At 68.7% G+C, this 22448-nt stretch carries 20 protein-coding genes; 9 read left to right on the plus strand and 11 right to left on the minus strand.

Annotated elements, in window-relative coordinates; genetic code table 11:
- Nucleotides 1–326: 326 nt before the first annotated feature.
- Nucleotides 327–1283 carry a transcriptional regulator FtrA gene (gene ftrA / locus BTH_RS09020; RefSeq protein WP_009897830.1) on the minus strand — a complete coding sequence of 319 codons (957 nt, stop codon included), beginning with the start codon at nt 1281–1283 and terminating at the stop codon, nt 327–329.
- 121 nt (nt 1284–1404) lie between these two features.
- Here ftrA and BTH_RS09025 point away from each other — a divergent pair, with 121 nt between their 5' ends.
- Both BTH_RS09025 and BTH_RS09030 read left to right on the plus strand, forming a co-directional pair.
- Nucleotides 1405–1806, plus strand: a complete 402-nt coding sequence (locus BTH_RS09025) for a rhodanese-like domain-containing protein (protein ID WP_009897831.1) — start codon at nt 1405–1407, stop codon at nt 1804–1806.
- A gap of 155 nt (nt 1807–1961) precedes the next feature.
- Nucleotides 1962–2288: a superinfection immunity protein gene (locus BTH_RS09030; RefSeq protein WP_009897832.1), complete on the plus strand. Its 327-nt coding sequence runs from the start codon at nt 1962–1964 to the stop codon at nt 2286–2288.
- Nucleotides 2289–2460: 172 nt separating this feature from the next.
- On the opposite strand, the gene BTH_RS09035 is transcribed toward BTH_RS09030, so the two are convergent.
- Entirely contained in the window at nt 2461–2730 is a 270-nt protein-coding gene (locus tag BTH_RS09035; protein ID WP_009897833.1) for a YodC family protein, read from the minus strand.
- On the opposite strand from BTH_RS09035, the gene BTH_RS35055 reads away from it, so the two are divergent.
- On the plus strand, nt 2707–2979 hold the full coding sequence (locus tag BTH_RS35055) for a hypothetical protein (RefSeq protein ID WP_099005217.1): 273 nt from the start codon (nt 2707–2709) through the stop codon (nt 2977–2979). The two genes, BTH_RS09035 and BTH_RS35055, sit on opposite strands and share 24 nt — an antisense overlap.
- Before the next feature lie 134 nt (nt 2980–3113).
- On the opposite strand, the gene BTH_RS09040 is transcribed toward BTH_RS35055, so the two are convergent.
- On the minus strand, nt 3114–3974 hold the full coding sequence (locus BTH_RS09040) for a MurR/RpiR family transcriptional regulator (protein ID WP_009897835.1): 861 nt from the start codon (nt 3972–3974) through the stop codon (nt 3114–3116).
- A gap of 158 nt (nt 3975–4132) precedes the next feature.
- On the opposite strand from BTH_RS09040, the gene BTH_RS09045 reads away from it, so the two are divergent.
- Nucleotides 4133–4795, plus strand: a complete 663-nt coding sequence (locus BTH_RS09045; protein WP_009897837.1) for a response regulator — start codon at nt 4133–4135, stop codon at nt 4793–4795.
- Nucleotides 4792–6171, plus strand: coding sequence for an ATP-binding protein (locus tag BTH_RS09050; RefSeq protein ID WP_009897840.1), 1380 nt, complete (start codon nt 4792–4794; stop codon nt 6169–6171). The genes BTH_RS09045 and BTH_RS09050 overlap by 4 nt, the downstream gene beginning before the upstream one ends.
- On the opposite strand, the gene BTH_RS09055 is transcribed toward BTH_RS09050, so the two are convergent.
- The 8 genes from BTH_RS09055 to BTH_RS09095 form a co-directional block, all read right to left on the minus strand.
- A complete protein-coding gene (locus tag BTH_RS09055; RefSeq protein WP_009897842.1) occupies nt 6137–6349 on the minus strand; it encodes a hypothetical protein in 213 nt (70 codons plus the stop codon). The genes BTH_RS09050 and BTH_RS09055 overlap by 35 nt on opposite strands.
- Before the next feature lie 1358 nt (nt 6350–7707).
- The gene (locus tag BTH_RS09060; protein WP_009897845.1) at nt 7708–8418 is read right to left on the minus strand and encodes a DUF899 family protein; all 711 of its coding nucleotides are present in this window, start codon (nt 8416–8418) and stop codon (nt 7708–7710) included.
- Between the two features lie 40 nt (nt 8419–8458).
- Nucleotides 8459–9118 (minus strand): glutathione S-transferase family protein, encoded by a 660-nt coding sequence (locus tag BTH_RS09065; RefSeq protein WP_009897847.1) that lies wholly within the window; start codon nt 9116–9118, stop codon nt 8459–8461.
- A 185-nt stretch (nt 9119–9303) separates the two neighbouring features.
- The gene (locus BTH_RS09070; protein ID WP_009897848.1) at nt 9304–9780 is read right to left on the minus strand and encodes a VOC family protein; all 477 of its coding nucleotides are present in this window, start codon (nt 9778–9780) and stop codon (nt 9304–9306) included.
- Nucleotides 9781–10222: 442 nt separating this feature from the next.
- Nucleotides 10223–10486, minus strand: a complete 264-nt coding sequence (locus BTH_RS09075; RefSeq protein ID WP_009897849.1) for a hypothetical protein — start codon at nt 10484–10486, stop codon at nt 10223–10225.
- A gap of 95 nt (nt 10487–10581) precedes the next feature.
- Nucleotides 10582–12858 carry an amylo-alpha-1,6-glucosidase gene (locus BTH_RS09080; protein ID WP_009897850.1) on the minus strand — a complete coding sequence of 759 codons (2277 nt, stop codon included), beginning with the start codon at nt 12856–12858 and terminating at the stop codon, nt 10582–10584.
- 93 nt (nt 12859–12951) lie between these two features.
- Nucleotides 12952–13119, minus strand: a complete 168-nt coding sequence (locus tag BTH_RS09085; protein WP_009897851.1) for a hypothetical protein — start codon at nt 13117–13119, stop codon at nt 12952–12954.
- Between the two features lie 694 nt (nt 13120–13813).
- The gene (locus tag BTH_RS09095) at nt 13814–18340 is read right to left on the minus strand and encodes an autotransporter domain-containing protein (protein ID WP_011401383.1); all 4527 of its coding nucleotides are present in this window, start codon (nt 18338–18340) and stop codon (nt 13814–13816) included.
- Between the two features lie 748 nt (nt 18341–19088).
- On the opposite strand from BTH_RS09095, the gene BTH_RS09100 reads away from it, so the two are divergent.
- The 4 genes from BTH_RS09100 to BTH_RS09115 all read left to right on the plus strand — a co-directional run bounded on the left by BTH_RS09100 (nt 19089) and on the right by BTH_RS09115 (nt 22422).
- A complete protein-coding gene (locus BTH_RS09100; protein ID WP_223297122.1) occupies nt 19089–19643 on the plus strand; it encodes a hypothetical protein in 555 nt (184 codons plus the stop codon).
- On the plus strand, nt 19640–20068 hold the full coding sequence (locus BTH_RS09105) for a hypothetical protein (RefSeq protein ID WP_009897864.1): 429 nt from the start codon (nt 19640–19642) through the stop codon (nt 20066–20068). Before BTH_RS09100 ends, BTH_RS09105 begins: the two co-directional genes overlap by 4 nt.
- Nucleotides 20069–20546: 478 nt before the next feature.
- Nucleotides 20547–21755, plus strand: coding sequence for a hypothetical protein (locus BTH_RS09110; RefSeq protein WP_009897865.1), 1209 nt, complete (start codon nt 20547–20549; stop codon nt 21753–21755).
- Nucleotides 21756–21804: 49 nt separating this feature from the next.
- On the plus strand, nt 21805–22422 hold the full coding sequence (locus tag BTH_RS09115; protein WP_009907921.1) for a c-type cytochrome: 618 nt from the start codon (nt 21805–21807) through the stop codon (nt 22420–22422).
- The last annotated feature ends 26 nt before the right edge of the window (nt 22423–22448 follow it).

Genomic DNA, 22448 nt, shown 5'->3' on the forward strand with positions numbered 1-22448 from the left:
TGCGACGTGCGCGTTTGCGACGTGCGCGTTCGCGACGTGCGCGTTCGTGAAGCGTGCGTGCGCGACGCGAGCGTTCGGCATGCGTGCCCGCGATGACGCACTCGCAACGCACCTGTTTGCGACTTGCGAGCCTGCAACGCCCTCGCATGCCGGCAACGCGCTCAGGACGCCCGCGGCGCCGTCACGATGCCCTCCGCATTGCGCGCCACATACCGCGCGCCGCGCATCGAACGGCGCAGGCCGATCGCGCGGAATCAAGCGTGCCGCGCTCGTCGCCTGATCGCATCGGCCGCCACACACGTGCGCCCGCCACGCGCCGATGCGCATCAACCCGCATCGAAACTGCGGCGATACGCGGCCGGACTCGTCGCCGCGATGCGCCGGAAATGCCGGCGCATCGACTCCTCCGAGCCGAACCCCGCGAGCGCGACGACGCGCGCGATGGGCAGCGCGGGATCGCGCTCGATCATCTCCTTCGCGAGCCCGACCCGCTCGCGGATCAGCCACTCGTACGGGCCGAGCCCCGTCGCGTCGCGAAACTGCCGCTGCAACGTGCGCGGACTCATCGCCGCGCGCGCGGCGAGCGCGGCGAGCGTGTGCGGCTGCCCCGCATGCTCGCGCATCCAGTCGATCAGCTTCGCCAGCCGGTCGCCGCCGACGCTCGGCAGCGGCCGCGGCACGAACTGCGCCTGGCCGCCGTCGCGATGCGGCGGCAGCACGAGCCGCTGCGCGACGCGATTCGCGATCGCGCCGCCGTGATCGCGGCGCACGAGGTGCATCAGCATGTCGAGGCCCGCCGCCGAGCCCGCCGACGTGACGATCTGCCCTTCGTCGACGTAGAGCGCATCGGGATTCACGCGCAGCGACGGATAGCGCGCCCGCAGACGCTCGGCGTAACGCCAGTGCGTCGTGACGGTCACGCCGTCGAGCACGCCCGCCGCGGCGAGCACGAACACGCCCGAGCAGATCGAGCACAGCCGAGCGCCGCGCCGGTGGGCCGCGCGAATCTTCTTGAGCAGCGGCTCGGGCGGCGTTTCGTCCGGATCGCGCCAGCCGGGAATCACGATCGTATCCGCGCGATCCATCAGCGCGAGCCGATACGGCGCCTCGACCTTGATGCCGCCCGCCGCGCGCACGGGCCCCGGCTCGCTCGTGCAGACCGCGAAGCGATACCAGTCGACGCCGAGCTCCGGCCGCGCAAGCGCGAACAGTTCGACGACGCAGCCGAATTCGAAGGTGCAGAGCCGATCGTAGGCGAGCGCGACGACGAGATGATTGTGCATGGCGCGATGTTACCGCAAGTTGTCGATCGCGCCACTGTCGCGCTGCGCGGGCGCGCCGGATACTGAGGGCTCGTTCGCGGCCGTTGCCCAACCGCCGACTTTCACCCCGAGGAAAACAGGCATGTCCCACGTCACCGAGATTCCCGCCGCCGACAGCGCCGCCGCCGTCGCCCACTTCGCCGCATCGCTCGCCTTCGAGACCGATTGCTGGGACGTGCACGACGCGCTTGCGTCCGGCGCGCCCGACTTCGTGCTGCTCGACGTGCGCAGCCCCGAGCACTACGCGGCCGCGCACGTGCCCGGCGCACTCAACCTGCCGCACCGAAAAATCATTGAAAGCAGGCTATCCGAATTTGCGCGCGACGCGTGCTTCGTCGTCTATTGCGCCGGCCCGCATTGCAACGGCGCGGCCCGCGCGGCGCTCAGGCTCGCGCGCCTCGGCCGGCCGGTGAAGCTGATGCTCGGCGGCGTGACGGGCTGGCTCGACGAAGGATTCGCGCTCGCGCGCGGCAACGGCGCGTAATCGCGGCAAGACGGCGTAAGGCAATGTAAGGCGGGGAACGATCCGTTACGAAACCGCAATAATTTGTTGTCAGCACGACAGGCGAAAAAGCGCGACAATCAGTCCCATCGCACGTGCGACGTCAAGTCGCACCGCAGCACGGACGGAGAAGCACCATGCAGATGGAAATCCTGATCCAGATTGTTGGCTCGGTCGTCGCGATCGCGCTCTACTTTTTTCCGGCGGTCGTTGCCGATCGCCGCCGTCGCGACGACAGGCTGACGATCGCGCTGTTCAACGCGCTGTTCGGCTGGACAGGAATCGGCTGGCTGCTGACGCTGTACTGGGCGCTGCAGCCGAATGCGGCCGGCGACTTCGCCAGCGATGTGCGGCTCAAGCGCCGTGCGATCAGCATGAAAACGTTCTCGACGGGCCTGGTCGAACGCGTGCAGCGGCGAATCGCCGCGCAGGAGCAGTGGGCCGAAAAGCAAGGCACTCGCTGAGCTGCCCCCGCCGCGCCATGTCGCGCGGCGCTGCCGGCCGGCATGAGCGGCGGCGCGCATCGTCCCGGAAAACGCCGACGCCGCGCACCCGTTCGGGCCGCGGTGCCTTGTCCGGCGATCACACGCTCGCCGTCTTCCTGACAAATCCTTTACATTGAAAGCGCGCTTGGCGTCACGCCTGCATGCCGCCGCGCACCGACAGCGAGCGCATCCGCGCGAGCCCCGCCGAAATCGTCCGCGGCTCGAGCACGACCGTCTCGTTCGGGAACATCTCCTGGCGAAACTCGCCGTGCTCGTCGAACCATTGGCAGATCACCCACTCGCCCGTGTCGAACACGACCGGGCCGGCATACGTCACCGTCATTCGCGGACCGCCTGTCTTGAGCGTCACGACATCGCCGATCCGGAACGAAGTGGCATGCGTATCACGGTAAGTCGTCATGGTGGCCTTTTCTCGGAAATGATTTATTTATTCATTTTTCCGGATCTTCGATCCGGCTATTTGTTCATCTCCCGCAGATTAGCAATCGACAGAATAACCGGCAAGTCGCCATTAAAATTTTTTCGGATTCGAGTTAATAAGTCGCGGCATCGTTACGGCCCCTTGGCCGTTCCCGGACGCGGCGAATCCGCCTCCGAAGCGGCGCGCGGCGCCATTTCATTTGCGCCGCAACAATCGCCGCCGAGCTAAATCGGCGCATCGACATCTGGAAACGTTTCCAATTGTGGAGCGATTTTATATTCGAATTCGCCGCGAAAAATCGGCGCGCTCCGGATATTGCGGGGCGAAAGACATTCGCCATCCGCGCGCACGCGGATCGCGCGTCAGGCGACGTAGGCGCCCTTCGCGTGCAGTTCGGCCTCGGCTTGCTCGAGTGCCGCGATCGCGTCGCCGCCCTCGAGCGCGAGCAACTGTGCGACGAGCGCCTCCACGAGCGCGTGCGCGGCAACGAGCGACGGGAAGAACGACGGGCTGTCGTGCGTGAAGATCAGCTGCGCGTCCGCGTGCAACGCGATCGGCGACACCGCGCTGTCGGTGATCGCGACGATCTTGCCGCCGTGCGCGCGCGCCGCCTGCGCGACGCGCGTCGCCTCGGCCGAATACGGCGCGAAGCTGACGACCACGGTCACGCTGTTCTTCGCGATCGTCCGCAGTTCCATGTCGAGCGAGCCCGCGACGCCCGTGAGCAGCGACACTGTCGGCCGGAACAGCCGATAGCCGTAGACGAACCCGAACGCGACCGGGTAGCACGAGCGAAAACCGGCGACGTGCACGTGCGCGGCCTTGCGGATCAGCTTCGCCGCATCGGCGAGCGCCTGCGCATTCTGCGCGGCGCTCGCCTCGAGATTGTGCCGCTGCGCGGCGAGCAGATCGGCCGCGAGCGACGCCTTCGCATTCGGCTTCACCAGCGAGCGCGCGCGCTGCGTGAGCGGCTGCGGCCGCGTGCGCACGCGCGCGACGAACAGGTCGCGCAACTCGTTCCAGCCCGGAAAACCGAATTGCTGCGCGAGCCGCACGAGCGACGCCGGCTGCACGTTCGCGCGCTGCGCGACCTTGCGCATCGACGACACGGCCACCTCGTCGGGATGATCGAGCAGGAAGGCCGCGCCCACCTGGAACTGCGGGCTCAGCTCGGAGAATTGCGCCCGAATCAGGGACGCGAGTTCGTCGAAATCGGCGGGCATCGTCATCGCTAGAAAAATCGATCGGACATGGTATCACCCGCCTCGCGCGGGCGATGGCTCCGAAGCCGCGCTTTAAGCCCCCGCTAAGCCTCCACCGCTTATCATTCCCGCAAGCGGCCCGCACACGCACGCGCCGCACTCTGACGGAACCACCAAACATGCGCGTATTGCTCGTCGAAGACGATCCGCTCATCGGCAGCGGACTTGAACAAGGGCTGAAGCAGGAAGGCTTCGCGGTCGACTGGGTGCAAAACGGCGACGCGGCGACGCTCGCGCTGCGCACGACGTCGTACGGGCTGCTGCTGCTCGATCTCGGCCTGCCGGACAAGGACGGCCTCGCGGTGCTCGCCGCGCTGCGCCGGCGCGACGACGCGCTGCCCGTGATCGTCGTCACCGCGCGCGACGCGCTGCCCGACCGGATCGCCGGCCTCGACTGCGGCGCCGACGACTACCTCGTCAAGCCGTTCGCGCTCGAAGAGCTGCTCGCGCGCATCCGCGCGGTGAACCGCCGCCAGACCGGCCGCGCGCAGACAGTGCTCACGGTCGGCGCGCTGCGGCTCGATCCGGCGCGCCATCAGGTGTGGCGCGGCGGCGACGAAGTCGCGCTGTCGCCGAAGGAATTCGTGCTGCTGCACGAGCTGATGCGCGAGCCGGGCGCGGTGATCTCGCGCGAGCAGTTCGAAGAGCGGCTGTACAGCTGGGGCGAGGAAATCGAAAGCAACGCGGTGCAGGTTCACATTCACAACCTGCGCAAGAAGCTCGGCCACGACACGATTCTCACGGTGCGCGGCGTCGGCTACCGGATCGGAGACGGCGCATGACGGGCGCGCGCGGCTTCGCGCGGCGCATGACCGCGTCGCTGCGCGGGCGGCTGCTGATGTGGCTACTGCCCGCCGCGTGCGTCGTCGGCGTGCTCGCGAGCACGGGCACCTATTGGGGCGCGCTGCGCGAGCTCGACGATCTGCTCGACGATCAGATGCGCAGCATGTCGAAGCAGATTCAGGTCGACGACGCCGGCAAGCTGTCGATCGAAGGACGCGACAAGCTCGCCAAGCGCCATCCGGCCGACTACGATTCCGACGACGTGCTGCTGCAGGTATGGCGCGGCAGCAAGCTCGAATTCACGACCGATCCGGCCACGCAACTGCCGCCGCCCGATGCCGCCGGCTTCGTGACGCTCGATGCGGGCGGCCAGCGCTGGCACACGTACGTGCGCGAGAGCGCGGGCACGACGATCCGCGTCGCGCAGCCGCGCCAGGCGCGCTGGGAAGCGATCGCGGGCATCGCCGTGCATCTGCTGTGGCCGGTGCTGTCGCTGCTGCCGCTGCTCGCGATCGGGCTGTGGCTCGGCATCGGCTACGGGCTGCGGCCGCTCGGCGCGATCGCCGCGGGCCTGAAGCGCCGCCACGCGAACCGCCTCGATCCGCTCGACATCACGACCGTGCCGACCGAAGCGCAGCCGCTCGCCTCCGAGATCAACGATCTGCTCGAGCGGCTCGATCGCTCGTTCACGCTGCAGCGCGATTTCATCGCGGACGCCGCGCACGAGCTGCGCACGCCGATCATGGGGCTGTCGATCCAGACGCAACTGCTGCAACGCACGGCGAGCGCCGACGAGCGCGCGCGCATCCTCGCGCAGATCCAGGCCGGCACGACGCGCCTGTCGCATCTCGCCGAGCAGTTGCTGACGCTCGCGCGCCTCGAGCCCGAAACGCAATCGGCGCCGTTCGCCGAACTCGACCTCGCCGCGCTCGGCCGCTCGGTCGTCGCCGAGCGCGCGCGCATCGCGCTCGCGCAGCACGTCGATCTCGGCGCGGTCGGCACGGCCCCCGTTCGCGTGGCGGGCAACGCGGACACGCTGCGCGTGCTGCTCAACAATCTCGTCGACAACGCGATCCGTTATGCGGGAGCGGGCACGCGCGTCGACGTCGAAGCGCGCATCGACGCCGACGGCGCGCCGGTGCTAGAAGTGCGCGACAACGGCCCCGGCATTCCGCCCGCCGACCGCGAGCGCGTGTGGGAGCGCTTCTATCGCGGCGGCGGCGCGCAACTCGCGTCGGCGTCGGGCAGCGGGCTTGGGTTGTCGATCGTCAAGCGCATCGCCGAGCAGCATCACGCGCACGTGTTGCTCGGGACCGGCGCCGACGGGCGCGGGCTGACGGTCACGGTGCGCTTCGCGGCGGCGCGGGGGGCGTGATCCGGGCGGCGGCGCGGCGCATGCCGCGCATGCCGTTCGCGATCGACCGCGCGCCGGTGGGTGGCGCGCGGCGTTCCTGTCGTTCGCGCTGGCTGTGCGCGCCGCTCATGTCGCTCGGCGCCACCAGGCCGACTGCGCCGATCGAGCCAAGCGTACCGAGCCGTTCGTTGCGCGACATCCGCCGCGCTTGTCCACATTTTTTGTTGGCAAACTTGTGGACATCCTGCGCATCTCGCGATCAACGTCTTGATGCGACAGCGTTTTCTCATCGGTGTCACGAATGCGTCAATCGATGCCCGCATGCGCATCGCACGCGCGGCACGATACCGAATGCGGCGATCAGTTCGCATCGACGACTCGGATCGCACGCGCCGCGCATCGCCGATCGCGCTCGGCGAGCGCCGTCGTTATCCACATTTTTTGTTGGCAAGCTTGTGGAGATCCTGGGTGTGCCGCGCTCAAGCCGTTGATCCGCCGGGCTTTTTCCGGGCGTGTCAGGCGAGCGGCAATTGACGTCGAACGATGCCCCACCAGCACACCCCGGCGCGCTCACGCAAATCGGCCGAATGACGCTTGCCGCATTCCGCGCCGTCGGCGCGGCCGTTCGCCGAAGCGCTTGTCCACATTTTTTGTGGCCAAGCTTGTGGACATCCTGCGCATTCGGTGCGCAAGCCATTGATCCGGCGACATTTTCGTTGCCGGATCGATCAAGCGGCACATGACGTCGGCAAGCCCGCTTGCGCCGATGTCCACGCGCCGCGACGCTCGATATCCGGCGCCCGCCGCAGCGGCGCGCCGGCGGCAGACGACCGCCGCCTCCGCCGCCCTTCTTCGCCCCGCCCGAGCGCCGCCGTCTTTTCCACAAATTTTGTTGGCAAGCTTGTGGATAGGCTGAGCATCCGACACTCAACCCATTGATCCTTCGGCCATTTCCCGAACGCATCAAACAAGCGGCAACAGCCGGCATCGCGCGCGCGTCGCGCGCCCCGCCGACGATCGAACTCCGGACGCCGCGGGCCGCGCCGCGCGTCACATGCCGCGCATCCCGGCGATGCATCGGGCATCGCGCTCGCGCGCGACGTTTTCCACACTTTTTGTTGGCAAGCTTGTGGACATCCTGAGCATCCGTCATCCAACACATTGATCCGGCGGCATTTTCCCGGGACCGTCAGAAATGCGGCATCGCAGCGAAAATCGGTTCGCCGGGCGCACGCCGGATCTCGTCCGCCATCGAATCGGCCGGCATCGACGATCACAACGGCAACAATCCACAACGTCTTTGCGATGCAAGGGTTTTCCACAGTTTTTGTGCGCAAGCTTGTGGATATCTCGCGCCGCCGCGCGCCAAGCGATTGATCCGCCGAGACTTTTCCGAAATCCTCGTACCCTCGGCACAAAGCTCGTCCAGGCGTCGGCGATGCGATTCGATGCGCCGGCAAACGGCACGCGCGGCGCGCGGCGCGAATGGGCGCAGCGCGTGCCGGCCCGCCTGCGCGGCGCGCCGGCCGCCCACATCGCCGACGACGCACGCCGCCGTCAATCCGGATAGTCGAGCGACGGATACCAGTCGACACCGCGCCCTTCGGGCGTCATGTCGAGAATCGTCCACAGCGGCATCGGGTCGGGCGCGCCGCGCGGGTCCTGCCCGGGGTCGGCGCTCCAGCCGCCCATCTCGCCGCTCCAGAAGTGGCGGATCGTGCCGTCGCGGCGCGTGAACACGTTGATCGCCGGATCTTCGCCGCCGTCGGCGCCGATCGCGTGATAGTCGCGGCTGTAGCGGCCGTCGAGATCGCAATACAGCTTCAGGTCGCGCCAGCCGCGCTCGCGCTTGAACGCGACGAGCCGCTCGAGCGGCGAGCGCGCGACGACCGCGAGCGCGACGCGCTGCTCGATATCGCGCGCCTCGCCGTTCCACGCGCCGAGCAGCGACGTGCACATCGGACACGGCCGCTCGCGCTGCGGCCCGAACATGTAGCTGTAGACGACGAGCGTCTGCCTGTCGCCGAACAGCTGCGCGAAATCGCACGGGCCGCGCTCGCCCTCGAAACGATAATCGCCCGTCACCTCGCCGCCCGGCGGCAGCGCGCGCCGCAGCACGGCAACCCGCTCGACGCGCCGGCGCAGCTCGATCTCCTCGACGAGCAGCGCGTCGCGCGCACGGCGATAGGCATCGCTTTCGTTCGGCCACCGGGTCGTATTGCGCTTCACGAGCTCGGCGGCCGAAACCGGCATCGAATGCTCCGTCATGTCCATCTCCTGTCGATTGAACGCTCAGGGCCCGCTTCCGCTAATCCCGGTCGGGCGCGCCGAGCGGGAACAGATGCCGGTACGGACGCGCTTCGTCGACAGCCCGCGCGAACGACGCACGCGCGAGCAGCCGCTTGCGATACGCGATCACGCGCTGCAGCGACGGATCGATCGGATGCGCCCAGTCCGCATAGAACAGCGAAGGCGCGGCCGAGCAGTCGGCCAGGCTGAACGCTTCGCCCGCCGCCCAGCCGCGGCCATCGAGCGTGCGCTCGAGCCACGCATACGACGTGTCGAGCATCCGCCGCGCATCGGCCACGCCGCGCGCGTCGCGCTCGGCCTGCGGCCGCAGCGCATCGAACACGATCTTCTGCAACGGCGTCGACACATAGCAGTCGAAGAAGCGGTCCATCATCCGCACGTCGAGCGCCGCGCCCGCGTCGGCGGGCAGCAGCCGCACGGACGCCGGACGACGCAGGCCGAGGTATTCGATGAGGATCGTCGACTCGACGATCGTGCGATCGCCGTCGACGATCATCGGCATGTGCTTGAGCGGCCAACGCTCGGCGAACTCGGCGCTCGCCTGCGGCGTGTCGCCCGCGAGCAGGCGCCATTCGAACGGCACGTCGTACTCGTAAAGCGCGATCAGCACCTTCTGGCAATACAGCGAAAACGGATGCCCGTAGAACTTCAGGCTCATGACGTTCCTCCTCGATCGACGCGGCGCGCGCGACACGCGCACGCCGCTGGCCGCAGATCAAACGGCGGACGGCGAGTCTCGCCTCGCCGCTTCATCGCGCCGCCCCGCCGCCGCCGCCGACGACGACGCACGAGCACGCGCACCGTGCCCGCCGCGCACGCCGGCCACGGCCGCGCTCGTCGGGCTCATTGCCCGGGCGGCACGCAGTTCTCCATCCCTTCGCGAATCTGCTCGGGCGTCAAGTCCCGCTTGTGCGTCGCAACCGACCAGCGATGACCGAACGGGTCCTCGAGCTGGCCGTAGCGGTCGCCCCAGAACATGTCGGCGGGCGGCATCGTCAGCTTCGCGCCCGCTTCCACCGCGCGCGCGACAACCGCGTCGACGTCCGGCACGTACAGATGGATGAACACGGGCGAGCCCTTCAGCGCCCTCGGGCCGAGCGCGCCGCACTGCGCCGATTCGTCGACGAGCATCAGCGTCGAATCGCCGATCCTGACGGCCGCATGCATCAGCCTGCCGGCATCGCGCGACGGCAGCCGCGTGATCTCGACGGCGTCGAACGCTTTCTTGTAGAACTCGATCGCGGCGGCGGCGCCGTCGCAAATCAGATGAGGGGTCAGCGAATGCATCCCCTCGGGGATCGGTTTGACTGCGGTAGGCATGATCGCGGCTCCTTGGCTCCGAATGGGTTCATCGACCGAGCGCGCCGCTCGCGCGGCGTCGCTCTATCGCCACGACGAACGAGTCCCGCGGAAATCGACATGCGTCGCAAAATTATTTTTTGAAGAGGGCGACGTGCGACGGCTGCCATCGTCACCGCGCGTCGCGTCGCGGCGCGGCGAGGCGAGGCGAGGCGGGCCGAATCTTGCCGCCTCTTGCCGCACCGCGTCGCGCCGCGAAGTTCGTCGACCGTCCCCGCTTGCTCCACCGGGTCGCGCAAGCATCGGGCGGCGAACCGAAAGAAGGCGGGCACCCGAGCGCCGGTTATCAACAATTTCTGTCGACAAACGTGTGGATATCCTGCGCACGCACGCGCCAAGCCTTTGAAACCACGGCGCTTTCCGCACCGCGGCAAGGAACGGGCAGCGCGCCGGGCGCGCCGCGTCAGCGATTTTCGAGATTCGCCTTCAGCTCGTTCGCCTTGTCGCGCAGCGCCTCGTAGCCGGAGCGCGCGTGCTCGGGCAGGTCCGGATCGCCGACGAGCGCGCCGAGCGTCTCGATCAGGCTGAACAGGATGCCCTTCGCCGCGCCGACCGCGATGCTCCGCGACTGGATCGATTCGTGCAGATGGTCGACGGCCGCCTCGAGCTGTTCGAGCTTCGGCTCGTCGTCGTGCGGGCGGACGTCGTCAGGCTTCTGGTTCGTCATGGTGATGGCCTCCGATATCGGTTCGTTGCGAATCGTTGATCGATGCCGTCATTGTATGGCGCGCCGCGCGAAGCGCACGCGAGCGAGCGCAATCTTTACAGCACCGCGACGACGCGCGCGCCGCCCGGCTGGGCCGCCGCGACCACCTGCCCGTCGACGCGCCGGAACGTGAGCGACACGCTGTCGTCGCCGACGCGCAGATCGTCGACGCGCAGCCAGTCGACGCCCTCCGGCAGTTCCGGCCGCTCGACGCGCACCTCGCCGCGCGCCGCGTCGACCGAGATGCCGAGACACGCCTGCAGCATCATGAACGGCGCGCCCGCCGCCCACGCCTGCGGCAGGCACGCGACCGGGTATGCGGTCGGCGGCTCGCCGCGCCGGCGCGGGAAGCCGCAGAAGAGCTCGGGCAGCCGCATGTCGAAGCTCACGGCCGCCTCGAACAGCGCGCGCAACAGGTCGAGCACCGCGCGCTTGTCTCCGTAGCGCGCGAGGCCGCGCGCGGCAAGCGCATTGTCGTGCGGCCAGATCGAGCCGTTGTGATACGCCATCGGATTGAAGCGCGGCTGCCCGGCCGCGAGCGTGCGCACGCCCCAGCCGGTGCGAAACAGCGTCGAGCCGAGCACGCGCGCGACCGATTCGCCGCGGCTCTGCTCCGGCAAGCCGAACGCGAGCAGATGCGCGGCGTTCGACGCGAGCACGCGGCACAGCTCGCCGCGGCCGTCCACCGCGATGCCGTAGAAGCCCGCCTCCGGCATCCAGAACAGCGCCTCGACCTGCTCGCGCAGCAGCTTCGCGCGCTGCGCGTAGCGCACGGTGTCGGCCGCGTGGCCGCGCCGGCGGGAGAACGTCGCCATCGCGTCGAACGCCGCGCACGCGTACGCCTGCACTTCGACGAGCGCGATCGGGCCGACCGGAAAGCGGCCGTCCGCATGGAACACCGAATCCTGGCTGTCCTTCCAGCCCTGGTTCGCGAGCCCGCGCGCGGACGTGCGCTGGTAGTCGAGCAGCCCGCGCGGGTTGCGCTCGCACACGCTCGTCACCCACTGCGCGGCGCGCTCGAGCGCGGGCCACAGCTCGTCGATCAGCGATTCGTCGCCGGTGTGCTCGAGATACGCGCCCGCGAGCACGACGAACAGCGGCGTGGTGTCGACGCCGCCGTAGTACAGCGCGAACGGCACCTCGCCCGTGGCCGCCATCTCGCTCTTGCGGAACTCGTGCATGATCTTGCCCGGCTCCGCGTCGCGAAACGCCGACGTCTCGCGCGCCTGGTGCTCGGCGAGAAAACGCAGCACGCCGCGCGCGAGCGACGGCTGCAGCCACAGCATCTGCAGCGACGTGATCACCGCGTCGCGGCCGAACGGCGTCGAGAACCACGGGATTCCCGCGTACGGATACGGGCCGGTTTCGAGCGCCGTCGTGAGCAGGCCCAGGTCCGCGAGCGAGCGGTCGAGCCATGCGTTGAAGAGCGGATTGCTCGTGTGCACGCGCGCGATCGTGCGGCGACGCTCGCGCATCGCGCGGTGCACGTCGGCGAGCGCCTTGCGCAGCGCGCCGCGCCCCGGGGCGACGCACGGCCGCTGCGCGAACGCGTCGCCGCCGGCGGGCGCGGCGGCGACGCACGCCTCCACCGTCAGATACAGCGACACGCACGCCTGCGCGGCGATCGTCAACGTATAGTCGGCGCGATCGACGGCGAGCGTGTCGGGCGTCGGCTCGAAGCCGATCCGCACGCTGCGCTCGACCGCGTCGAGCCCGTCGTAGCGCAGCCTGACCGCCCCCGCCTCGACGCACGGCGGCGCGATCGTGCCGCGCCGCTCGCGCCGCGCGCCGCGCACTTCGAACATGTCCTTGAAGTCCGCGCCGAACGAGATCGACAACGGCACCTCGGCGTCGCTCGTGCCGTAGTTCGTCAGCGTGAGCGCCTCGTGCAGCACGTTGTCGGCAAGCACGCGCATCCGCTCGATGTGGATCACGCCCTCGGGCGTCTCGCGGCCGCCGAGCGGCGGCAGCGGGCGGTTCGTCAGGTGCGCGGTGAACGACGCGTTGTCCGCGCTCGTCGCGCCCGACAGCAGCGACGGCGCGCGGCCGCCGAACGTGAGCCGCCACTGCGACAGCACGCGCATGTCGTCGACGAACAGGCCGTCGTCGCGCCCGCCGATGTCGCCGAGCGCGTCGCTCACGACGAACGCGTCGCCCGCCTTCAGCACGAACTGGCTGCCGCGCACGGCCTTCTGCGCGTCGGGCTCGGGCGCGATGAACGCGGGCGCGGGCGGCGCCGGTTGCGGCGTCGCGGCGGGCGCGGACGAACGCGCGGATGCGGGCGCGTCGGCGTGCGGCGCGCGCGGGGAAGAAGGGTCGGCTTGCCTCGACATCGGAACTCCTGGGCTGGGCGCGGCGCGCCGGGTGCGCCGCGTTTTCCGCACAGGATAGGACAGAAAGCGCGACGCGCGCAGCGGGCGCGCCCGCTATCGCGCCGGCGGCTGCCCGCCGCGCGCGTCGATCCGGCTTCGCGTCTGCATGTCGACGATCTCGCGCGCCGCGCGCTCGCATTCGCCCCGCGGCGACAGGATCTCGTCGCGCAGCGGCGCTTCGAGCATGCGCGTGAGCGTCAGCGGATCGGCGCGCTCATGCACGCTTGTCGCGATGCGCGTCGGGACGGATCGCCGGCACGTCGCCGTGCGACGCTGCGCGGAAATCGCGGATCACGCGCATCTTCAGCACCTTCGGCAGGCCGGATGCGGGCGGCGCGCCGGCAAACGCAGCGGGCGATCGTGCACAGCCGCCGGCCGTGCACGGCGGCATCGGCGATGCGCTCGGCGCGGCCCGCCGGCGTATGCCCGCGCCTCAGCGCGCTTCAGGCGCTGCGCTTCACGCCGGAAATCGAGCCTCGCTTCGATCTGCCGAATGTCGATGTGATTGGATTGGGCGGCGCGCGTTTCGATGCGGCGGCGCGCGCGACATGCCCGCCAGGCGCGGCCGCGCGCGCCGGTTCGGGCACGGCGGGTTCGCGTCCCGTCGCGCGTTATGGCGCGTGGGTCCGGTGTTCGATGCGGCGAGTCGATAGCGCGCGCCGGCGCATCGAACGCGCAGAAGTCATGCGCGCGGCGGGAGCGTGCGCGCGTGCGATCAGCATGCAATCGGCATGCAATCGGCGGGCGGGCGGCCGCATCGCCGCCGACGCTTCTCGTGCGCGTCACGTCACGTCGCGTCACGTCGCCTCGCCCAGACGCGCGGCGGTGCCGTCCGGGAGCAGCATGCGTGTCCGGCGGCAGCGGCTCGCGCGGCCCCACCGCATTTCGCGCCAAGCCGCCGCCCATCACGCGCGAATCAGAACCGCCACAGCGCGTTGCCGAGCACCGCGTTGTCGCGCACGCCGCTGCCGTACTGCCCGCTGTACGACACGCCGAGCGTCAGGTTCTTCGTGACGCTCGCGTCGATGCCGAGCTCGAGCACCGCGCTGTCGCGCGCGATCGGCACGCCCGCGACCTGGAACGACGCGCCGCCGCGCGCGAACGCGAGCGTCGACGTCGGCCGCGCGCTGCCGAACGCATGCCGCCAGCCGGCCATCGCGTGCGCGCTCAGCGTGCCCTTCGCGAGCACGTCGAGCGCCGTCGCCGCGCGCACGCCGAGCGTCGAGAACGCGACGTTGCTCGTCTGCGCGCCGCTCTTCAGCGCGGCCGCGCCGCCGCTTTCCTGATAGCCGTCGGTGTGCAGGCTCACGTACGCGAGCCCGGCGAACGGCTCGAGCGCGAAGCGTCCGACCGGAATCGCATAGCCGACTTCGCCGAACACCTGGCCCGAGTTCGCGTCGTAGCCGGCCGAATCGTGATCGCGGAAGTTCGCGAACGCGGGCGAGCGGTCGGCGTTGATCCGGTACCACGTGTACACCGCGCCGCCGCGCACGCCCCACGCGCCGTACTGCGCGCCGCCGTAGAGCGCGACGTAGTAGCTGTTCAGCGATGCCGACGCATTCAGGTCGTTGTCGAGCGAGCTGTGCGTGACGCCCGCCGCGGCGCCCGCGCGCCAGCGGTCGTTCAGCGCGACGTCGGCACCGGCGATGAAGCCCGTCATGCTGCGATTGAGCGTCGACGCGTTGCCGTCGCTCGCGAGCCGGCTGCGGCCGCCGTACGCCTGCCCCCAGACGACGGGCCGATACGGCGTGCGGCCGACGCAACTGTCGCGCGAGCCGAGCCGCCGCTCGGGCGGCATCGCATCGTGACGCGCCGCGCCGCCGCCCGCGTCGTCGCACAGCGCGGCTCCGCCCGCGGACAGCGCCGCGAGCGGCCCCGAACCCGGCGCGAGCCCCTGGCGCACGCGGTCCGTCACCGCGTCGCGCACATAGCGGCTGTCGCTCAAGAGCATGCTCTGCAGGCTCGCGTTCAGTTCGCCGTCGAGCTGCGAGAACGCGCCGCGCGCGGTGGGCGCATCGGAGACGAGCACGGTGTCGAACAGCGGATTGCCCGCGCCGAGCGTGCCGAGCGCGCCCGCCACGGCCGTCTGGTTCTGCGTCGTCGCGACCGACGTGAACGCGTTGCCGTTTGGCGCGAGCCGCAGGAACACGTGGTTCGCGTCGTAGCCGAGCGTCGGCGTGACGAACGCGTACGTCGAATTCACGCCGGCGAACTGGCCCGCGACGCCCGCGTTCGCGCTCAGGATCGTGTACGTCGTGTTCGCCTGATAGCTCGCCTGGCTCGCGAGCACCTGCACGGTGCCGCCGTTCAGCGTCGCCGAGCCGGTTGCCGCGAGGCTGCCGCTTTGCTGCGGATTCGCGGCGACCTGCAGCGTCGAGCCCGCCTCGAACGTCACGTTGCCCGCGACGTTGAGCGCCTGCCCGGGCTGCGGCAGCGACGCGGTGCCGCCGCTCGCGACGATGAGCCCGCCGAGCGTGCCCGTGCCGGTGACCGTCGCGCCGTTTTGCACGGTCACCGTCGAATTCGCGAGCGAGCCGTCGACAGCGAGCGTGCCCGCCGCCACCGTCGTCGGCCCGGCGAGCGTGCTCGCGCCCGTGAGCGTCAGCACGCCGCTGCCCGCCTGCGTGAGCAAGCCCGAGCCCGAGATCGCGCCGCCATACGCGAGATTGGCCGCCTCGTTGAACACGAGCGCGCCGTTGTCGGCGACGTTGCCGGCGAGGCTGCCCGTCGTCCCGCCGTTGCCGATCTGCAGCGCGCCGCCGCTCGCGATCGTCGTGCCGCCCGTAAACGTGTTCGCGCCCGTCAACGTGAGCGGCGCGCCGCCCGACACGGCGAGCGAGCCGCCCCCCGTCAGCGCGCCGCCGAAGCTGCCGCCGCCCGTCACGGCGAGACTGCCGGCGCCGGTGTCGATCGTGCCGCCCGCCGCGCCGTTCAGCGTCGGCAGCGTCACACTCGAGCCGCCCAGCGACACGCCGCCGCCGTTCACCGTGAGGCCGCCCGTGCCGAGCGCGCTGCCGTTGCCGACGACGACCATGCCCGCGTTGACCGTCGTGCCGCCCGCATAGGTGTTCGCGCCGCCGAGCGTCAGCGTCGACGAGCCGTTCATCACGACGCCGCCCGGGCCGGACACGGCGCCCGACAGCGTCAGGCTCTGCGTGCCGCCAACCGTCGCGGTCGCGTTCAACGCAACCGCATTCGACAGGTTCACCGCGGAAGTCGTGTCGATCGTCGTCGGCGCGGCAACCGTCACCGCGCCCGTGCCCAGCGCGCCGCCGCTGCCGAGCGCGACGGTGCCGCCCGCGAGCGTCGTGCCGCCCGAGTAAGTGTTGTTGCCAGTGAGCGCCTGCGTGCCCGTGCCAGCGAACGTCAACCCACCCGTGCCGCCGATCGTGCCGCCGAACGTCGCGCTGCCGCTGCCGGCGAGCGTCAGCGAATTGCCGCCCAGCGCAACCGTCGTGCCCGCCGCGCCGGACAGCCCGCCGATCGTCTGGTTGCCCGTCGCGCCGCTGATGTCGAAGCCCGCGCCCGCGGCCGCGAGATTCACCGTCGTCGAGCCGGACAGGCCGCCGCCCGCGCCGAGCGCGAGCGTACCGGCGTTGACCGTCGTGCCGCCCGTGTACGTGTTCGCGCCCGTCAGCGTCTCGGTGCCCGTACCGTTCTTCACGATCCCGCCCGTGCCCGCGATGCTGCCGCCGAACGTCTGGTTCGCCGCACTGCCGAAGCCGAGCGTGTTCGCGCCGAGCGATATCGTCGTGCCCGCCACGCCCGATAGCGCGCCGATCGTCTGATTCGCGCCGGCCGCGCTGATATCGAGCGCCGCACCCGCGCCGGCGAGATTCACCGCGCCCGTCGCCGCGAGGCTGCCGCCCGCGCCGATCGCGAGCGTGCCTGCGTTGATCGTCGTGCCGCCCGTGTACGTGTTCGCGCCCGTCAGCGTCTCGACGCCCGCACCTTGCTTCGTCACGCCGCCCGTGCCGCCGATCGCGCCGGCGAACGTCTGGTTCGTGCCGTCGCCGAACGTCAGCCCGTTCGCGCCGAGGTTCACGTTCGTTCCCGCCACGCCCGACAACGCGCCGATCGTCTGATTCGCGCCGGCCGCGCTGATATCGAGCGCCGCACCCGCGCCGGCGAGATTCACCGCGCCCGTCGCCGCGAGGCTGCCGCCCGCGCCGATCGCGAGCGTGCCCGCGTTGATCGTCGTGCCGCCCGTGTATGTGTTCGCGCCCGTCAGCGTCAGCGTGCCGGTGTCATTCTTCGTCAACGCGCCGCTACCCGAGATCGCGCCCGACAGCGTGAGCCCCGTCGCGCCCTGCACCGTCAGCCCGCCCGCGCCGAGCGCGACGTTGTTGCTCACGTCGAGCCCTGCCGCGCCTGCCTGCAATGCGCCGCCATTGCCGGTGATCGCGCCCGTGCCGAGCGACGCGTTGTTGCCGATGATCGCAACGCCGCCCGACAGCGTCGCGTCCTGCGCGCTCGACGCACCGCTGATCGTCCACGCGCCGCTCGTCACGTCGAGGTGGTTGAAGTTGATGTAATTGTCGACGGCGATCGCGCCCGTCGCCGGACCGCCTGTCGCCTGCTGCAGCACGAGCGTATTGTTGCCGCCAGCGCCGCCGTCGACGATGCCCGTCGCCGCGAAACCGAGCGTCAGCGAGCCGACGCCGATGTTCAGCGACAGCCCGGTGCCGCCTGCCGCGCTGACGGTCGAGCCAGTCATCGCGGTGAACGTGTTCGTGCTGTTCGTGCCCATCGACACGCTGCCGTCGATCGTCCCCGAGTTGACGAACGTGTTGCCCTGCCCGGCCGTGCCGTTCGACTGGAACGCGACCCGGCCGGTGATCGTGCCGCTGTTGCTGAAGTTGACCTGCCCGCCGCCGTATGCGGCGACGACGGGAGAATCCGGCCCGAGCAGCGTCGCGCCGGCGAGCGGCGTCGAGCCGATCGTTCCCGTGTTCGTGATGTTCGATACGCCGCCCGTGCCGTTCTCGACCGCGAGCGCCATGCCGGTCAGCCCGCTGATCGACACGCCGGTCGAACCGTTCATCGTGCCGTTGTTCGTCACGGTGGTCGTGCTCGGCGACGCGTTGCCGACGACGGCGCCGCTCGACAGGACGCCGAGCCCGAAGCCCAGCACCGTCGGATCGATCGTGCCGTTGTTGGTGAGCGTGACGCCGCTGCCCGTCAGCGACAGGGCGGTGCCGCCGACGCCGAGCAGCACGCCGAGGCTTGCGCCGCTGTTGACCGTCACGCCGAGATTGTTGCCGCTGTTCGCGTAGCTCGGCGCGAGTGGGTCGGCGGCGCCCGAGCAGGTGACGGTCGTGCCCGCCGCCGTGCAGGTCGCGTGCGCCGGGACGATGCCGGCGCCGACGAGCGCGACGAGCACGCCCATCGACTGCGCGAGTTTCGGATGATCGTTGTTTTTTCTGTAACGCGTGCAGCTCATGTTGCCTCCTTCCTTGCTATCGAAAAACAGATGTCGAAGGAAAACTGCTTGGCATGACATGGAATGCAGCGACGAGCGGCAAATCGTCGAAACGAAGCAACGCTTCCGGCTGCTTCGGAAAACGAAAATCGGAAACAGGAACACCTCATGAAGACGCGAACGCTGATCGATCAGGCGAACGGCATGGCGACTCCCCCTTATGGCAGCGACGTCTCGAATTAGTCTAGTTAATGAAGATGACGACTTGACGAAAGGCTATATCAAACCATCGCGATACGCAAAAAATACGGAACGATCGCCGTCAATGTCCGCACTTCGGCATTCGAAGAAAAAACGCCTTCGGCCTTCATCGAAAACACCGCTGAAAATTCCATAAAACGAGAATCGTTCCGGCTGCGATCTCACCATCGCCGTAAGCAAAATATAAGTTCCCAAAACAAATCCGCATGGCCGGCATGTCGGGTAAAACGCGTCAAGCCCGTATCGGACGCCCCTGATTCGATCCGGCAACATGCAATCGCTTTGCCTCTATCATTTCCGGCGATTCATCCTATCATTTCATTCAAACCACTCTCAGGCTGACAAACTTCCAACTCCTTCACTTCTTAATTTTTTTGAGTTCATTTCGCATATCGAACAAATCCTCAGTACGCCGTTCCGATTGATCTGCCTCAACTTGGAAGGTCCGCCGTCCGACACGATGAAAGCGAAACCCGCCACACGAACGGAGGCCATGATGGAAATTTCAATGAGAGATTTGCTGACCGTGCTGCACGGCATGGGATTCGGTGCGTTGTTCATGCTCGCGTTTTCCGGCGCGATCGCCGAGTTCTACCGGATGTCCGCGCCGGGCGCGCCCGCCGTGCCCACGCCGCGCGAACATCGGCTGTTGATGATCTACCTGTCCACGATGGTGGTCCTCGCGTGGGCAACCGTGTTCTCCGGCGCATACGTCATCTATCCGTGGTATCGCGCCGTGCCGCCCGCCGGCCTGACCGATCTCGCGAACTACCCGCAGCGCCTGTTGATGTCGAGCCGCAACACGTCGGGCTGGCACAGTCTCGGAATGGAGTGGAAGGAACACGTCGCATGGCTCGCGCCGATCGCGATGACGATGGTCGCGTACGTGTTCGCCAAGTATGGCCCGGCGCTCAGCCGACAACGGCAGATTCGCAACGCCGTGCTGGCGTTCACCGTCGTCGCGTTCGTCGCGACCGGCATCGCGGGCGCATTCGGCGCGTTCCTGAACAAGTATGCGCCGGTGCGCGGCGGCACCGCCATCCACCTCATGACGGGAGAATGAACATGCATACCTCGCATCCGCGCACGGCCGGCGTCGAACAACATCAGTCATCCGTATCAAGCGAGCCAACAGCCGCATCGCGCACGAGCGAGCCCGCCTCATCCGGCGCGCCGCCGAACGGCGCGGCCGCCGCCGCGATTCTCGCGGCGGGCATCGGCTGCTTCGCCGTCGGACTCTTCGCGCTCGCCGGCGATGCGTTCGGCTCGATTGCGCATTTCTTCACGTTCTACACGCCCACCGGGCCGCTCTCGGGCGTGACGACGAGCGCGATCGTCGTCTGGCTGCTGTCGTGGGCGGTGCTGTCGCGCCGGTGGAACGCAATCTCGGTCGCACTCGGCCGAGTCTCGACCATCGCTTTCGTCCTGCTGGCGCTGGGCATCCTGCTGACCTTCCCGCCGTTCATGGATCTGCTGCAAGGCAAGTAGGCGCTCGCACGCCGAAGGCAGCGCGATGCGCCCTTCGGCGTGCGCAACGCTTCGAGCCGGGCGTTGCGCGGACGACGAATCGCGCACGCGGCGCCCTTCGTTGCTGATCCAAATCAATTTTCGAAATTATGGCGATCCTAGACTCGAATAATCGATATCGATCGATGCGTAAAAAGATTAATTAGCGTAACGACTCATTTCGAAAATTCGAAATGAAATCGAAAGAAATAAGGTTGCCTTAAACGTAAATCGGTATAAACACCAGCTTCAATACGCTATAAAAAAGCGGTTTCTTAGCGGAAACCAGATAGACGAGCCCTGACGACAAATCAAGAAGGGGGACGGTATGCTCGATCGTATCCGTCGTGGTCTCATTGCAATGCTTGCATGCGTAACCGGGGTACTCTGCCTGTCGAACGACGCCGCCGCGGTTCCGGCGTTCGCGAGACAAACCGGGCTCGCCTGCATCGCCTGTCACGTGAGCTTTCCCGAGCTCACGCCGTTCGGCCGCTTCTTCAAGCTGACGGGCTACACGCTATCGAACAAGTTCACGATTCCGCTCGCGGGCATGGTGCAGTTGTCGCAAACCAACACCCGCTCGATCGACAATCGCAATTACGACTTCGTCCGCAATCAGGATGTCGTGCTGCAGCAGGCCAGCCTCTTTTACGGCGGGCGCATCGCGGGCCCGGTCGGCGCGTTCGCGCAGTGGACATACGACGGCGTCGCGCACCACAGCGGCATCGACAACACCGACATCCGCGCGGCCGGGCACTTCACCCGCAACGACATCGACTTCATCTACGGCGTGACGGTCAACAACAACCCGACCGTCTCCGACGTCTGGAACAGCACACCGGCATTCGGCTATCCGTACGCGTCGAGCAGCGTGTCGCTCACGCCGGCGGCGAGCACGCTGATCGACGGCGGCCTCGCGCAGCAGGTCGCAGGCGCCGCGGCCTATGCGTTCTGGCAGCGCAGCCTCTACGCGGAAGTCGGTTTCTATCGGACAGCCGACGAGATGTTCTCGGTGTTCCGCACCGGCCAGGACATCAGCACGCCGGGCGGCGTGAAGCGCCTCAAGGGCGCGAATCCGTACTGGCGCGTCGCGTACAACCGCGAATGGGGCCCGCACTCGCTGATGCTCGGCACGTTCGGCATGATCGCCGACGTGTATCCGGACAACACGCTGCCCGCGACGCCGACCGATCGCTTCACCGATCTCGCGCTCGACGCGCAGTATCAATATCTGACGCTGTCGCACGCGTTCACCACGCAATTCACGTTCATCCACGAAAAGCAGAACTGGAGCGCGAGCTTCCCGAGCGGCGGCATCGGCGCGGGGCCGACGCCCGCCAACCCGACCGACCGGCTGAACACGTTCAAGGCGAAAGCTTCGTACTACTACCAGCGCAAGTACGGCGCGACGCTCGCGTACTTCTCGACGACGGGTACGACCGACGCCGGACTGTACGGGCCGACGCCCGTGACGGGCAGCGCGAACGGCAGCCCCGACTCGCGCGGCATCATCGCGGAGCTCGACTATCTGCCGCTCCCGCAAGTGAAGCTGTCGCTGCAGTACACATGGTTCCTCAAGTTCAACGGAGCGCGCTTCAACTATGACGGCAACGGCCGAAACGCGAGCGACAACAACACGCTGTACCTGCTCGCGTGGTTCGTGTTCTGACGTCGCCCGGACATTGACTCGCCCACCCGCCAGCCCCGCGAGAACGATCATGAGAAAGCTGCTTGCAGTACCGATGTCGGCCGCGGCGCTCGCCGCGGCGCTCGCCGGCTGGCCCGCCGGCTCCGCGCACGCGCAGGACGGCGCCCGGCTCGCCGCGCAGCTCTGCGCCGCTTGCCACGGCGCGCACGGCCGCAGCGAATCGCCGATGTTTCCGCGGCTCAACGCGCAGACGAAGGAATATCTGAGCGCGCAATTGAAGGGCTTTCGCGAGCACGCGCGCGGCGAGACCGACGCGCGCGCCTACATGTGGGCTATCGCATCGCAGCTCGACGACGCGACGATCGCATCGATCGCCGACTATTACTCGCACCAGGAACCGACGCACGGCGAGGCCGGCGACCCGGCGCTCATGGCGAAAGGACAGGACATCTTCGAGCACGGCGTGCCGGAGCAAGGCACGCCGGCGTGCGCGTCCTGCCACGGGCAGAACGGCCAAGGCGCGGGCACGTTCCCGCGGCTCGCGGGGCAGCACGCCGATTACTTGCTGCGGCAGATCGACGTCTTCAAGAACGGCACGCGCGGGAACGCGCCGGTGATGAGCGCCGTCGCGCATACGCTCAATAGCGACCAGGCAAAGGCCGTCGCGGCCTGGCTGCAGTCGCGCTAGCGCTCGCGGCGCGCGCACGGTCGCTC

Origin of the sequence: Burkholderia thailandensis E264, assembly GCF_000012365.1 — a bacterium.
Lineage (GTDB): Bacteria > Pseudomonadota > Gammaproteobacteria > Burkholderiales > Burkholderiaceae > Burkholderia > Burkholderia thailandensis.

Bases quoted from the DNA above. Each gene is read 5' to 3' on its own strand.
- BTH_RS09040 (WP_009897835.1), bottom strand. From the start codon at position 3,974: ATGCCCGCCGATTTCGACGAACTCGCGTCCCTGATTCGGGCGCAATTC.
- ftrA (WP_009897830.1), bottom strand. From the start codon at position 1,283: ATGCACAATCATCTCGTCGTCGCGCTCGCCTACGATCGGCTCTGCACC.
- BTH_RS09095 (WP_011401383.1), bottom strand. From the start codon at position 18,340: ATGAGCTGCACGCGTTACAGAAAAAACAACGATCATCCGAAACTCGCG.
- BTH_RS09065 (WP_009897847.1), bottom strand. From the start codon at position 9,118: ATGAGCCTGAAGTTCTACGGGCATCCGTTTTCGCTGTATTGCCAGAAG.
- BTH_RS09025 (WP_009897831.1), top strand. From the start codon at position 1,405: ATGTCCCACGTCACCGAGATTCCCGCCGCCGACAGCGCCGCCGCCGTC.
- BTH_RS09115 (WP_009907921.1), top strand. From the start codon at position 21,805: ATGAGAAAGCTGCTTGCAGTACCGATGTCGGCCGCGGCGCTCGCCGCG.
- BTH_RS09050 (WP_009897840.1), top strand. From the start codon at position 4,792: ATGACGGGCGCGCGCGGCTTCGCGCGGCGCATGACCGCGTCGCTGCGC.
- BTH_RS35055 (WP_099005217.1), top strand. From the start codon at position 2,707: ATGCGTATCACGGTAAGTCGTCATGGTGGCCTTTTCTCGGAAATGATT.
- BTH_RS09045 (WP_009897837.1), top strand. From the start codon at position 4,133: ATGCGCGTATTGCTCGTCGAAGACGATCCGCTCATCGGCAGCGGACTT.
- BTH_RS09105 (WP_009897864.1), top strand. From the start codon at position 19,640: ATGAACATGCATACCTCGCATCCGCGCACGGCCGGCGTCGAACAACAT.
- BTH_RS09055 (WP_009897842.1), bottom strand. From the start codon at position 6,349: ATGTCGCGCAACGAACGGCTCGGTACGCTTGGCTCGATCGGCGCAGTC.
- BTH_RS09060 (WP_009897845.1), bottom strand. From the start codon at position 8,418: ATGACGGAGCATTCGATGCCGGTTTCGGCCGCCGAGCTCGTGAAGCGC.
- BTH_RS09075 (WP_009897849.1), bottom strand. From the start codon at position 10,486: ATGACGAACCAGAAGCCTGACGACGTCCGCCCGCACGACGACGAGCCG.
- BTH_RS09035 (WP_009897833.1), bottom strand. From the start codon at position 2,730: ATGACGACTTACCGTGATACGCATGCCACTTCGTTCCGGATCGGCGAT.
- BTH_RS09070 (WP_009897848.1), bottom strand. From the start codon at position 9,780: ATGCCTACCGCAGTCAAACCGATCCCCGAGGGGATGCATTCGCTGACC.
- BTH_RS09080 (WP_009897850.1), bottom strand. From the start codon at position 12,858: ATGTCGAGGCAAGCCGACCCTTCTTCCCCGCGCGCGCCGCACGCCGAC.
- BTH_RS09030 (WP_009897832.1), top strand. From the start codon at position 1,962: ATGCAGATGGAAATCCTGATCCAGATTGTTGGCTCGGTCGTCGCGATC.
- BTH_RS09100 (WP_223297122.1), top strand. From the start codon at position 19,089: ATGAGAGATTTGCTGACCGTGCTGCACGGCATGGGATTCGGTGCGTTG.